This is a genomic window from Blastococcus sp. CT_GayMR20, from assembly GCF_004570345.1.
In genome coordinates this window covers 1-12,947 of the sequence record NZ_SPQM01000126.1, presented here as the reverse complement: position 1 = coordinate 12,947, position 12,947 = coordinate 1, and the positions used below count along the sequence as shown (strand labels likewise).

At 74.6% G+C, this 12,947-nt stretch carries 11 protein-coding genes, 1 pseudogene and 2 riboswitches; of the genes and pseudogenes, 6 read left to right on the top strand and 6 right to left on the bottom strand.

Annotation, left to right across the window (positions count from 1 at the left end):
- The 5 genes from E4P40_RS21600 to E4P40_RS21580 form a co-directional block, all read right to left on the bottom strand.
- Positions 1-520 (bottom strand): glycosyltransferase family 4 protein (locus E4P40_RS21600; RefSeq protein ID WP_167762333.1); only part of this gene is annotated, 520 nt, incomplete at its 3' end.
- Positions 517-1,794, bottom strand: a complete 1,278-nt coding sequence (locus E4P40_RS21595) for a M48 family metallopeptidase (protein WP_135160488.1) — start codon at positions 1,792-1,794, stop codon at positions 517-519. The genes E4P40_RS21595 and E4P40_RS21600, both read right to left, overlap by 4 nt.
- Positions 1,795-1,895: 101 nt before the next feature.
- Positions 1,896-2,981 (bottom strand): C40 family peptidase, encoded by a 1,086-nt coding sequence (locus E4P40_RS21590; protein WP_135160489.1) that lies wholly within the window; start codon positions 2,979-2,981, stop codon positions 1,896-1,898.
- Between the two features lie 16 nt (positions 2,982-2,997).
- A riboswitch (cyclic di-AMP (ydaO/yuaA leader) is annotated at positions 2,998-3,176 on the bottom strand.
- Positions 3,177-3,365: 189 nt separating this feature from the next.
- Positions 3,366-3,698 (bottom strand): hypothetical protein, encoded by a 333-nt coding sequence (locus tag E4P40_RS21585; RefSeq protein ID WP_135160490.1) that lies wholly within the window; start codon positions 3,696-3,698, stop codon positions 3,366-3,368.
- A gap of 68 nt (positions 3,699-3,766) precedes the next feature.
- Positions 3,767-5,521 carry a D-alanyl-D-alanine carboxypeptidase family protein gene (locus E4P40_RS21580; RefSeq protein WP_135160491.1) on the bottom strand — a complete coding sequence of 585 codons (1,755 nt, stop codon included), beginning with the start codon at positions 5,519-5,521 and terminating at the stop codon, positions 3,767-3,769.
- A gap of 170 nt (positions 5,522-5,691) precedes the next feature.
- Between E4P40_RS21580 and E4P40_RS21575 the strand changes: the two are divergent.
- Positions 5,692-6,555: pseudogene (locus tag E4P40_RS21575) on the top strand (DEDD exonuclease domain-containing protein); the annotation flags it as partial.
- Here the strand turns inward: E4P40_RS21575 and E4P40_RS21570 are convergent.
- The gene (locus E4P40_RS21570) at positions 6,531-7,256 is read right to left on the bottom strand and encodes an exonuclease domain-containing protein (protein WP_245160493.1); all 726 of its coding nucleotides are present in this window, start codon (positions 7,254-7,256) and stop codon (positions 6,531-6,533) included. The pseudogene E4P40_RS21575 and the gene E4P40_RS21570 sit on opposite strands and share 25 nt — an antisense overlap.
- Positions 7,257-7,426: 170 nt before the next feature.
- On the opposite strand from E4P40_RS21570, the gene E4P40_RS28290 reads away from it, so the two are divergent.
- The 5 genes from E4P40_RS28290 to E4P40_RS21545 form a co-directional block, all read left to right on the top strand.
- Complete coding sequence (locus tag E4P40_RS28290) at positions 7,427-9,181, top strand: D-alanyl-D-alanine carboxypeptidase family protein (protein WP_135160491.1); 1,755 nt, start codon at positions 7,427-7,429, stop codon at positions 9,179-9,181.
- Between the two features lie 68 nt (positions 9,182-9,249).
- Positions 9,250-9,582 carry a hypothetical protein gene (locus E4P40_RS21560; protein ID WP_135160490.1) on the top strand — a complete coding sequence of 111 codons (333 nt, stop codon included), beginning with the start codon at positions 9,250-9,252 and terminating at the stop codon, positions 9,580-9,582.
- Between the two features lie 189 nt (positions 9,583-9,771).
- A riboswitch (cyclic di-AMP (ydaO/yuaA leader) is annotated at positions 9,772-9,950 on the top strand.
- A gap of 16 nt (positions 9,951-9,966) precedes the next feature.
- Positions 9,967-11,052: a C40 family peptidase gene (locus tag E4P40_RS21555; protein WP_135160489.1), complete on the top strand. Its 1,086-nt coding sequence runs from the start codon at positions 9,967-9,969 to the stop codon at positions 11,050-11,052.
- A 101-nt stretch (positions 11,053-11,153) separates the two neighbouring features.
- A complete protein-coding gene (locus tag E4P40_RS21550) occupies positions 11,154-12,431 on the top strand; it encodes a M48 family metallopeptidase (RefSeq protein ID WP_135160488.1) in 1,278 nt (425 codons plus the stop codon).
- Positions 12,428-12,947: glycosyltransferase family 4 protein (locus tag E4P40_RS21545; RefSeq protein ID WP_167762333.1), on the top strand; the 520-nt coding region annotated here is incomplete at its 3' end. The genes E4P40_RS21550 and E4P40_RS21545, both read left to right, overlap by 4 nt.

The following is a 12,947-nucleotide window of genomic DNA, read 5'->3' as shown; positions in this document are numbered from 1 at the left end:
GGGTGAACCGGTCGACGTCCACCCCGGGTGACAGCTGCGCCATGCGGGTGCGGTCCGCGAGCGCCGGCGCCAGCCGGCCGCGGGTGTACTCGCTGATGTAGGTGAGGACGTCGAGGTGCCCGGCGATGCGCTGCATCAGCTGGCGGGGACCCGGCAGGGCCACCCAGCCCGTCTCGTGGCCGTGCGTGATGCCGACCAGGTGACCCACGCCGGCCGACCGCAGCGCGGGGGCGATCAGGCCCAGCGGCGCCGCCGCGCCGAACAGGGAGCTGTCGCACCCGTGCCGCCGGGCCAGCTCGGCCGCCGTGCGCGCCACGCCACCGGTGGGCAGCAGCATGCCGGTCGGGTACCGGACGACGGGATAGGGCAGCGCCGCGTCGTACTCCTCCCAGCCCGGCGCCCGGGAGGCCAGGACCACGATCGACTCCGGCGGCCGCCGGGCCAGCAGCGCGGCCACGAAGGTCTGGATGCCGCCCTGCCGGGGCGGGAAGTCGTTGGTGACGACGAGCGTCCGGTTCACTGTCCGGCCAGCCGTTCCCAGTCGGCAGCCATGGCCACCCGCTGCGCCGCCGTGGGGTGGGACCCGAAGAACCACTGCCAGGCCACCGGCGGGTCGGGATCGGACAGGTTCGTGACCGCCAGATCGCGCTGCATGTCGACGAAGGCCGCCGGGTCGGCCGTGAGGTCCAGGGCATGGACGTCGGCCCGTGCCTCCACGTGCCGGGAGACGAGGTTCTGCACCGGCGTGGAGGCGAGCGTGCCGACGGCCAGCAGGAAGAGGAGGAGCGGCACGACGCGCGGGTCGCCGACGGACTCGGCCCCGGCGCGGCGCAGCACGCGGCGCGAGGTGAGCAGCCACCCGAGCGCCGCGACGCCGGCACCTGCGCCGAGCGCGCCGATCAGAGTCCCGGTGAGGACGTCGTCGGTGGCCACGTGGCCGAGCTCGTGGGCGACGATCGACTCGACCTGGTCGTCGGGCAGCCGGTCGAGGACCGTGTCGTAGACGACGATCCGGCGGGTGGACCCGAAGCCGGAGACGTAGGCGTTCAGGGCCGTCGTCCGGCGCGAGGCGTCGGAGACCAGCACGTCCTCGACCGGCGTGCCGTTCTCGTCCGCCAGGGCGAGCAGGTCGGTGCGCAGCTGCCCGGACTCCAGCGGCGTGAACGTGTTGAAGGCGGGCTCCATGAGGACCGGCCAGAGGAACGAGCCGACCACCACCAGGGACGCCGCACCGGCGCCCGCCCACGCCCACCAGGTCCGCGGCACCCGGCGGGCGAGCCAGACCAGCGCGAGCAGCCCGAGCGCGGTGAGGGCCGCGTCGATGGCGGTGGAGACGGCGACGTCCCGGAGCCAGAGCGCCCAGCTGCGGGTGGACAGCCCGTAGCGGTGGCGGACCACCTCCCCGTACGCCGACAAGGGCAGCGTCACCAGCCGCCCGACCACAGCGAGGGCGAGGACACCCAGGAGGACCTGCCAGGCCCAGCCTCCGCCGAGCGGCGCGGCGACGGCGCGGACGAGGCGACCGCCCAGCCGGGTGAGCGCGAGGACGGCGGAGACGGTGAGGCCCAGCAGCAGGGACACCAGCGACGCGGGCCGGAGAGCGGCGGCGAACGACTCGGCCCGCCGGAGCTGGTCGGCGGTCAGGCCACCGGTGGGATCGACCTGAGTGCGGCCACCCGGCGGGACGGCGAGCACGTCCCACGGCGTCCGCAGGACGATCACGAGGACGAGCGCGGCACCGAGGACGACGGCCGTGACCAGCGCTGCGCGACGGCCGCCCGCGTCAGCCCGCACGCTCGCCCACCCGGGCGATCCTACTGAGCGGGCGAGGGCCGGTGACCCCGGACGGGATCACCGGCCCTCGCCGCGGCCGCCTGCAGGGGCAGGGGCCGTTCTCAGCCGATGCGACGGGCGTGGGTGAATCCGCTCATCGAGTTGAAGTCGACGACCATGACGGGCTTGCTCGACGTCGACGCGTGCACCATCTTGCCGTTGCCGACATACATGGCGACGTGGCTGGTGGGGCTGTAGTAGAAGAGCAGATCCCCCGGCTGGAGGTCGGAGACAGCGACCGGTGAGCCCATCCGCGACTGGCTGCTGCTCGAGTGCGGCAGGCTCACCCCGGCCGCCGAGTACGCGTACTGCGTCAGGCCCGAGCAGTCGAACGCGTTCGGACCGCCGGCGCCCCAGACGTAGGGGTCGCCGACCTGGGCCAGCGCCGTTTCCACGGCCACCTGGGCGGCGCCGCTGGGAGCCCCGACCCCGGTCGGCACCGCCTGCACCTGGGTGCCCCCATGCGCCTGGCTGACCGCCTGCTGCTGCGGAGCGCTCAGCGCCGCGTACTGGCGCTGGAAGTCGGCGATCTGGGCCTCGAGGTCCTGCTGCTGCGCAGCGATCTGATCGACCGACCGCTGCGCCTCCGTCTGTGCTGCATCAGCGGCCGCCTCGGCGGACTCGGCCTGCTCGGAGGCGAGGGCGACCTCGGCCAGGGAGTCGCTGGTGTACCCGGCGATGGCGTCGAGAGTGCCCATCTGGTGCAGCAACTCGTCGGCGGAATCGCTGGTCAGCAGCACGTCGAGGTGGGACAACCCCTCGCTCGTGTACGCCGACCGCGCGAGCTGGCGGATCTGCCCGTCGAGGGCGACGAGCTGCTGCTGGGCCTCCGCCGCCGCCTGCTCGGCGCCGGCGACGGCCGCCTGCTGCTGCTCGAGCCGGACCTTGGCCTCGTTCAACTGCTCGGTGACGACCTCGAGCTGGTGCTCGGCGTCCGCGACGCGCTGAGCGGCTTCCGCGGCTGTGGTCGCGTCACCCGGGACGGCAGCGGCGGTGCCCGGGAGAACGGTCAGCGTGAGCGCCGCGGTGGCCCCGAGGAGGAGTCCGGAACGCAGCCATCCGACGTGACCGGGACGAGCGCGACCGGCCGGGGAATCGGTGCTGAGCTGTTCGAGGGCGTGCGGCAGTACGGCGTGTGGGGTCGCCACGAGCGGCGGCTCTCCGTTTCTTCCTCTGCAACCGCCTACCGAGTTAGCTGACGGGTTCGGGCTGGGAAGACTGGCCCTATCCCCTGCACACCGGCGAGCCGGCCCTACAGGGGAACTCACCCCAGGACTGCGGTGGGTCCCCGGTTCGCCGTCGGACGCATGTCACGCCCTCGGGCAATTCGGCGGTGTCCGGCCGAGGCCGCCCTTCTGCGGGCGACGACCACTCGGTCGAACGGCGACGACCCTACGACCGTGATGTTGCCGTGACAAACGGAGGCTCCTGGGGCGGGTGTGACGAACGTCCCGATGCGTGGCGTTCGCGCAGGTCAGGCGCGTTCCACGACGGGGATGTGACCTGACCCGGACTGGTCCGTCCGGTACCCGTCAGCCGGTCCGGCGACCGCCGGCGGGCCCGTCCCGGTGGCCCTCGCGGTGTCGCAGCGGGGGCACGAGGCCGACGTCGGCGAGGGCCCGGACCGCACGCCGCTCGACGTCGTCGAACTCCACCACCACTCCGGGCGGGGGCACGACGACGTCCTCCGCGGCCGGTCCGGCCGGCGGCTCGGCAGCGGGGTCGCCGACGCGCACCCGGGCGGTCATCGGGACCACCACCGGGTCGGTGCTCTGCCAGCCGGGCGGTGCGCCCAGCAGGACGGTGACGACGCAGTCGGCGCAGCCCGTGCCCCGGGCGGTGCAGGTGTCGCAGTCGATCAGCATGTCTGGTTCTCCTCCGTGAGTCGTTCCGCACGGTAGGAGGGGCCACCGACAATTCCCCGCGGCCGGCCTCAGGTGCCGGCGAACTCCCAGTGCCACGGCTCCTCGCGCCCGCGGCCCGGCTCGGCCCAGTCGGGGTGCAGGAAGCCGAAGCGCGCCGAGTTCGCCTTCATCCAGCTGTACTGCGGGGTGCCGAACTGCTCGATGCCCCCGCAGAGGTCGACGGCCAGCCCCCACCCGTGGTTGCTGGTGCCCGGCACGGCGGCCAGGGCCGGCTTCTGCCCGTAGAGCCGCACCTGACTGGCGTAGGTGCGGTAGGAGTCGGTGATGCAGATCGGCGTGCCGAAGGCCCCGGCGAAGGCGGTCGACATCGCCCGGTAGGCCGCCGCGGCGTCGCACCGCAGCGCGTGCCCGGCCACGCCCAGGGGGCACATCGCGCTGGGTGGGATCAGCCCGTTGGGATAGCCGCCCCAGGCGCGGGCCCCGTCGTAGCTCGGCGGATAGACGGTGTTGCCGCACTCGACCTCGAGCGCGCCGCCGGTGGGTCCGGGGGCCGGCACCGGCGCGCGCTGGCCCAGGCTGGGCCGCCCGATGCCCAGCACCTGGTCGGCGGGCAGGGTGCGGACGACGACCGCGCCCGCGCGTCCGTCGGCGGCGAGCATGGTCTGGGGATCCAGGGCGACGCCGACGTGACCCAGTCCCGACTCGGCGTTGCCGAGGAACACGAGGTCGCCGGGCAGCACGTCGGCCGCGCCGACAGGGGTGGTGACGGCGAACAGGTCGTCCTGCGTGCCGGGCAGCGCGATCCCGGCGCGGCCGTAGACCGACTGCACCAGCGATCCGCAGTCCCACGACTCCGGCCCGGCCGTGCCGGGCGCGTAGGGCCGGCCGAGGGCCTCCATGGCGGCCGAGACGGCGGTGAGGGTCTCCCCCGGGAGGACCAGGAGGGACGTCGGCTGGCGCGGGAGCTGCGCGGCGCCCGGCTGCGCTCCACCGCCACCGGCCCCCACGGGCACGAGGCCCCCGGGGAGCCCGGCCGCCGGGTTCCGCAGCGCGGCCGCAGGCGTACCGGCGACGCCGGCCGCGGTGAGCTCGTCGACGTACGCCTTCCAGTTGGCCGCCGTCCGGTCGTTCACGTCGACCTGTTCCCGCTGCAGCTGGGACAGCTGCCGGTCGACCTCGCCCAGGGCGGCGTCGAGCTCGTCGGTGACCGCGGTCGCCGCGGCCTCGAGCTCGGCGACGCGGGCGGCCACCTCGTCCGCCCGGGCCCGCGCCTGCTCGAGCGCCGCGTTCGCGCGCTGCTGCTCGGCCAGGGCGGCCTGGCGCTGCTGCTCGGCGGCTCCGATCACCTCGGCGGCGTGCGCGTCCACCACGTCGAGGAAGGCCATCGCGGAGAGGACGTCGCCCGGGTCGCCACCGGAGAGCAGGAGCGTCAGCGGTGTGACCGCGCCGCCGTCCCGGTAGATCGCGGAGGCGTAGCTCGCGACCACCGCCTGGTAGCCGGCCAGTTCCCCGTCGGCGTCGGCCACCACCCCCTCCGCCGCCGCCACCCCGGCCTCGGCGTCGGTCAGCGCCTGCCGCGCCGCGACCACCTCGCCCTGCTGCTCCTGCAGGCCGGTCTGCACCTCGGCCGCGCGCTGCTGCAGCTGGTCGAGCGCCTCGCTCTCGAGGACGGCGGTCGTGCCACCGGGCTGGTCGCTGGGCGCGGCCGCGGCCGGGCCGGCGAGCGCCACTGCCGCAGCCAGCGACACAGCGGCAGCGAGCGCCACCGGCGCCCCACGCGGAGCGGTCCAGGCGTGGGTGCGCCACGGGGAGCGCACGAACATCGGACCACCTCTGCGTATCGGGGCCGGCTGCGCCCCACCGGGGAGATGGTGTCCTGGTCACTGGCAAACCGCCAGGTGAGGCGGCGCGGTTCCCCCTGGCGGGGCGACGGTCCAGGCCTGGCACGTCCTCCGAACGGGCGTCACCGTGGCCGACCCGTCCCGGCGTGGGAATGACAGAACTGTCATTAGTCCGACCTACCGTCCGCCCCGTGCCGTCCTCCCCCGCCCTGCCCACCCCCGATCTGCGGACCCTGGTCCCGGGCGCCCCGCGGTACGAGCAGGTGACCATCGACGAGCTGGGCACGCCGCTGGCCGACGTCACCTTCGTCGTGGTCGACCTCGAGACCACCGGTGGCTCGCCGAAGGACAACGCCATCACCGAGATCGGCGCCGTCAAGGTCCGCGGCGGCGTCGTCCTGGGCGAGTTCCAGACGCTGGTCGACCCCGGCTGCGAGATCCCGCCCTACATCAGCGTCCTGACCGGCATCACCTCGATGATGGTGGCCGCCGCGCCGCGGATCGGCGCGGTGCTCCCCGGGTTCCTCGAGTTCGCCCGCGGCGCCGTCCTGGTTGCGCACAACGCCCCGTTCGACCTCGGGTTCCTCAAGGCGGCGTGCGCGGAGAGCGGACTGGCGTGGCCCGCCGCGGCCTCGGTCGACACCGCGGTGCTCGCCCGCCGCCTGCTCACCCGGGACGAGGTGCCCAACTGCAAGCTGGCCACCCTGGCCCCGTACTTCCGCGCGACGACGTCGCCCACGCACCGGGCACTGGACGACGCCAAGGCCACGGTCGACGTCCTCCACGGGTTGTTCGAGCGGCTCGGCCCCCTCGGCATCACGTCGCTCGAGGAGCTCACCAGCCTGACCCGGCAGGTCGACCCCGAGCGGCTGCGCAAGCGGCACCTGGCCGACAGCGTGCCTCGCGGGCCGGGCGTCTACCTCTTCCGCGGGCCCCGCGACGAGCCGCTGTACGTCGGCACGTCCAACGACCTGCGCAGCCGCGTGCGCAGCTACTTCTCCGCCGGGGAGCAGCGGAGCCGGATCAGGCTGGTGAGCTCCTCGAGCGACGTGATGCCGAGGGGGCCGAGCCGCTCGAACAACCCGTGGAGGACGTCGACCGTGGCCTTGGCGTCGTCCAGTGCCCGGTGCGTGGGCGACGTCGTCGCGCGGAAGTACGGGGCCAGGGTGGCCAGCTTGCAGTTGGGCACCTCGTCCCGGGTGAGCAGGCGGCGGGCGAGCACCGCGGTGTCGACCGAGGCCGCGGCGGGCCACGCCAGTCCGCTCTCCGCGCACGCCGCCTTGAGGAACCCGAGGTCGAACGGGGCGTTGTGCGCAACCAGGACGGCGCCGCGGGCGAACTCGAGGAACCCGGGGAGCACCGCGCCGATCCGCGGCGCGGCGGCCACCATCATCGAGGTGATGCCGGTCAGGACGCTGATGTAGGGCGGGATCTCGCAGCCGGGGTCGACCAGCGTCTGGAACTCGCCCAGGACGACGCCGCCGCGGACCTTGACGGCGCCGATCTCGGTGATGGCGTTGTCCTTCGGCGAGCCACCGGTGGTCTCGAGGTCGACCACGACGAAGGTGACGTCGGCCAGCGGCGTGCCCAGCTCGTCGATGGTCACCTGCTCGTACCGCGGGGCGCCCGGGACCAGGGTCCGCAGATCGGGGGTGGGCAGGGCGGGGGAGGACGGCACGGGGCGGACGGTAGGTCGGACTAATGACAGTTCTGTCATTCCCACGCCGGGACGGGTCGGCCACGGTGACGCCCGTTCGGAGGACGTGCCAGGCCTGGACCGTCGCCCCGCCAGGGGGAACCGCGCCGCCTCACCTGGCGGTTTGCCAGTGACCAGGACACCATCTCCCCGGTGGGGCGCAGCCGGCCCCGATACGCAGAGGTGGTCCGATGTTCGTGCGCTCCCCGTGGCGCACCCACGCCTGGACCGCTCCGCGTGGGGCGCCGGTGGCGCTCGCTGCCGCTGTGTCGCTGGCTGCGGCAGTGGCGCTCGCCGGCCCGGCCGCGGCCGCGCCCAGCGACCAGCCCGGTGGCACGACCGCCGTCCTCGAGAGCGAGGCGCTCGACCAGCTGCAGCAGCGCGCGGCCGAGGTGCAGACCGGCCTGCAGGAGCAGCAGGGCGAGGTGGTCGCGGCGCGGCAGGCGCTGACCGACGCCGAGGCCGGGGTGGCGGCGGCGGAGGGGGTGGTGGCCGACGCCGACGGGGAACTGGCCGGCTACCAGGCGGTGGTCGCGAGCTACGCCTCCGCGATCTACCGGGACGGCGGCGCGGTCACACCGCTGACGCTCCTGCTCTCCGGTGGCGACCCGGGCGACGTCCTCTCCGCGATGGCCTTCCTCGACGTGGTGGACGCGCACGCCGCCGAGGTGATCGGAGCCGCCGAGCAGCAGCGCCAGGCCGCCCTGGCCGAGCAGCAGCGCGCGAACGCGGCGCTCGAGCAGGCGCGGGCCCGGGCGGACGAGGTGGCCGCCCGCGTCGCCGAGCTCGAGGCCGCGGCGACCGCGGTCACCGACGAGCTCGACGCCGCCCTGGGCGAGGTCGACCGGCAGCTGTCCCAGCTGCAGCGGGAACAGGTCGACGTGAACGACCGGACGGCGGCCAACTGGAAGGCGTACGTCGACGAGCTCACCGCGGCCGGCGTCGCCGGTACGCCTGCGGCCGCGCTGCGGAACCCGGCGGCCGGGCTCCCCGGGGGCCTCGTGCCCGTGGGGGCCGGTGGCGGTGGAGCGCAGCCGGGCGCCGCGCAGCTCCCGCGCCAGCCGACGTCCCTCCTGGTCCTCCCGGGGGAGACCCTCACCGCCGTCTCGGCCGCCATGGAGGCCCTCGGCCGGCCCTACGCGCCCGGCACGGCCGGGCCGGAGTCGTGGGACTGCGGATCGCTGGTGCAGTCGGTCTACGGCCGCGCCGGGATCGCGCTGCCCGGCACGCAGGACGACCTGTTCGCCGTCACCACCCCTGTCGGCGCGGCCGACGTGCTGCCCGGCGACCTCGTGTTCCTCGGCAACGCCGAGTCGGGACTGGGTCACGTCGGCGTCGCCCTGGATCCCCAGACCATGCTCGCCGCCGACGGACGCGCGGGCGCGGTCGTCGTCCGCACCCTGCCCGCCGACCAGGTGCTGGGCATCGGGCGGCCCAGCCTGGGCCAGCGCGCGCCGGTGCCGGCCCCCGGACCCACCGGCGGCGCGCTCGAGGTCGAGTGCGGCAACACCGTCTATCCGCCGAGCTACGACGGGGCCCGCGCCTGGGGCGGCTATCCCAACGGGCTGATCCCACCCAGCGCGATGTGCCCCCTGGGCGTGGCCGGGCACGCGCTGCGGTGCGACGCCGCGGCGGCCTACCGGGCGATGTCGACCGCCTTCGCCGGGGCCTTCGGCACGCCGATCTGCATCACCGACTCCTACCGCACCTACGCCAGTCAGGTGCGGCTCTACGGGCAGAAGCCGGCCCTGGCCGCCGTGCCGGGCACCAGCAACCACGGGTGGGGGCTGGCCGTCGACCTCTGCGGGGGCATCGAGCAGTTCGGCACCCCGCAGTACAGCTGGATGAAGGCGAACTCGGCGCGCTTCGGCTTCCTGCACCCCGACTGGGCCGAGCCGGGCCGCGGGCGCGAGGAGCCGTGGCACTGGGAGTTCGCCGGCACCTGAGGCCGGCCGCGGGGAATTGTCGGTGGCCCCTCCTACCGTGCGGAACGACTCACGGAGGAGAACCAGACATGCTGATCGACTGCGACACCTGCACCGCCCGGGGCACGGGCTGCGCCGACTGCGTCGTCACCGTCCTGCTGGGCGCACCGCCCGGCTGGCAGAGCACCGACCCGGTGGTGGTCCCGATGACCGCCCGGGTGCGCGTCGGCGACCCCGCTGCCGAGCCGCCGGCCGGACCGGCCGCGGAGGACGTCGTCGTGCCCCCGCCCGGAGTGGTGGTGGAGTTCGACGACGTCGAGCGGCGTGCGGTCCGGGCCCTCGCCGACGTCGGCCTCGTGCCCCCGCTGCGACACCGCGAGGGCCACCGGGACGGGCCCGCCGGCGGTCGCCGGACCGGCTGACGGGTACCGGACGGACCAGTCCGGGTCAGGTCACATCCCCGTCGTGGAACGCGCCTGACCTGCGCGAACGCCACGCATCGGGACGTTCGTCACACCCGCCCCAGGAGCCTCCGTTTGTCACGGCAACATCACGGTCGTAGGGTCGTCGCCGTTCGACCGAGTGGTCGTCGCCCGCAGAAGGGCGGCCTCGGCCGGACACCGCCGAATTGCCCGAGGGCGTGACATGCGTCCGACGGCGAACCGGGGACCCACCGCAGTCCTGGGGTGAGTTCCCCTGTAGGGCCGGCTCGCCGGTGTGCAGGGGATAGGGCCAGTCTTCCCAGCCCGAACCCGTCAGCTAACTCGGTAGGCGGTTGCAGAGGAAGAAACGGAGAGCCGCCGCTCGTGGCGACCCCACACGCCGTACTGCCGCACGCCCTCGAACAGCTCAGCACCGATTCCCCGGCCGGTCGCGCTCGTCCCGGTCACGTCGGATGGCTGCGTTCCGGACTCCTCCTCGGGGCCACCGCGGCGCTCACGCTGACCGTTCTCCCGGGCACCGCCGCTGCCGTCCCGGGTGACGCGACCACAGCCGCGGAAGCCGCTCAGCGCGTCGCGGACGCCGAGCACCAGCTCGAGGTCGTCACCGAGCAGTTGAACGAGGCCAAGGTCCGGCTCGAGCAGCAGCAGGCGGCCGTCGCCGGCGCCGAGCAGGCGGCGGCGGAGGCCCAGCAGCAGCTCGTCGCCCTCGACGGGCAGATCCGCCAGCTCGCGCGGTCGGCGTACACGAGCGAGGGGTTGTCCCACCTCGACGTGCTGCTGACCAGCGATTCCGCCGACGAGTTGCTGCACCAGATGGGCACTCTCGACGCCATCGCCGGGTACACCAGCGACTCCCTGGCCGAGGTCGCCCTCGCCTCCGAGCAGGCCGAGTCCGCCGAGGCGGCCGCTGATGCAGCACAGACGGAGGCGCAGCGGTCGGTCGATCAGATCGCTGCGCAGCAGCAGGACCTCGAGGCCCAGATCGCCGACTTCCAGCGCCAGTACGCGGCGCTGAGCGCTCCGCAGCAGCAGGCGGTCAGCCAGGCGCATGGGGGCACCCAGGTGCAGGCGGTGCCGACCGGGGTCGGGGCTCCCAGCGGCGCCGCCCAGGTGGCCGTGGAAACGGCGCTGGCCCAGGTCGGCGACCCCTACGTCTGGGGCGCCGGCGGTCCGAACGCGTTCGACTGCTCGGGCCTGACGCAGTACGCGTACTCGGCGGCCGGGGTGAGCCTGCCGCACTCGAGCAGCAGCCAGTCGCGGATGGGCTCACCGGTCGCTGTCTCCGACCTCCAGCCGGGGGATCTGCTCTTCTACTACAGCCCCACCAGCCACGTCGCCATGTATGTCGGCAACGGCAAGATGGTGCACGCGTCGACGTCGAGCAAGCCCGTCATGGTCGTCGACTTCAACTCGATGAGCGGATTCACCCACGCCCGTCGCATCGGCTGAGAACGGCCCCTGCCCCTGCAGGCGGCCGCGGCGAGGGCCGGTGATCCCGTCCGGGGTCACCGGCCCTCGCCCGCTCAGTAGGATCGCCCGGGTGGGCGAGCGTGCGGGCTGACGCGGGCGGCCGTCGCGCAGCGCTGGTCACGGCCGTCGTCCTCGGTGCCGCGCTCGTCCTCGTGATCGTCCTGCGGACGCCGTGGGACGTGCTCGCCGTCCCGCCGGGTGGCCGCACTCAGGTCGATCCCACCGGTGGCCTGACCGCCGACCAGCTCCGGCGGGCCGAGTCGTTCGCCGCCGCTCTCCGGCCCGCGTCGCTGGTGTCCCTGCTGCTGGGCCTCACCGTCTCCGCCGTCCTCGCGCTCACCCGGCTGGGCGGTCGCCTCGTCCGCGCCGTCGCCGCGCCGCTCGGCGGAGGCTGGGCCTGGCAGGTCCTCCTGGGTGTCCTCGCCCTCGCTGTGGTCGGGCGGCTGGTGACGCTGCCCTTGTCGGCGTACGGGGAGGTGGTCCGCCACCGCTACGGGCTGTCCACCCGCAGCTGGGCGCTCTGGCTCCGGGACGTCGCCGTCTCCACCGCCATCGACGCGGCCCTCACCGCGCTCGGGCTGCTCGCGCTGGTCTGGCTCGCCCGCCGGGTGCCGCGGACCTGGTGGGCGTGGGCGGGCGCCGGTGCGGCGTCCCTGGTGGTGGTCGGCTCGTTCCTCTGGCCGGTCCTCATGGAGCCCGCCTTCAACACGTTCACGCCGCTGGAGTCCGGGCAGCTGCGCACCGACCTGCTCGCCCTGGCGGACGAGAACGGCACGCCGGTCGAGGACGTGCTGGTCTCCGACGCCTCGCGCCGGACGACGGCCCTGAACGCCTACGTCTCCGGCTTCGGGTCCACCCGCCGGATCGTCGTCTACGACACGGTCCTCGACCGGCTGCCCGACGACCAGGTCGAGTCGATCGTCGCCCACGAGCTCGGCCACGTGGCCACCGACGACGTCCTCACCGGGACTCTGATCGGCGCGCTCGGCGCAGGTGCCGGCGTCGCGGCGCTCGGGTGGCTGCTCACCTCGCGCCGCGTGCTGCGCCGCGCCGGGGCCGAGTCCGTCGGCGACCCGCGCGTCGTGCCGCTCCTCCTCTTCCTGCTGGCCGTCGGCACGCTCGCCTCCACGCCGGTGCAGAACCTCGTCTCCCGGCACGTGGAGGCACGGGCCGACGTCCATGCCCTGGACCTCACGGCCGACCCGGCGGCCTTCGTCGACATGCAGCGCGATCTGGCGGTCACGAACCTGTCCGATCCCGACCCGCCGGTGGCCTGGCAGTGGTTCTTCGGGTCCCACCCCACGGCGGCGCAGCGGGTGGCCATGGCTGCCGACTGGGAACGGCTGGCCGGACAGTGAACCGGACGCTCGTCGTCACCAACGACTTCCCGCCCCGGCAGGGCGGCATCCAGACCTTCGTGGCCGCGCTGCTGGCCCGGCGGCCGCCGGAGTCGATCGTGGTCCTGGCCTCCCGGGCGCCGGGCTGGGAGGAGTACGACGCGGCGCTGCCCTATCCCGTCGTCCGGTACCCGACCGGCATGCTGCTGCCCACCGGTGGCGTGGCGCGCACGGCGGCCGAGCTGGCCCGGCGGCACGGGTGCGACAGCTCCCTGTTCGGCGCGGCGGCGCCGCTGGGCCTGATCGCCCCCGCGCTGCGGTCGGCCGGCGTGGGTCACCTGGTCGGCATCACGCACGGCCACGAGACGGGCTGGGTGGCCCTGCCGGGTCCCCGCCAGCTGATGCAGCGCATCGCCGGGCACCTCGACGTCCTCACCTACATCAGCGAGTACACCCGCGGCCGGCTGGCGCCGGCGCTCGCGGACCGCACCCGCATGGCGCAGCTGTCACCCGGGGTGGACGTCGACCGGTTCACCC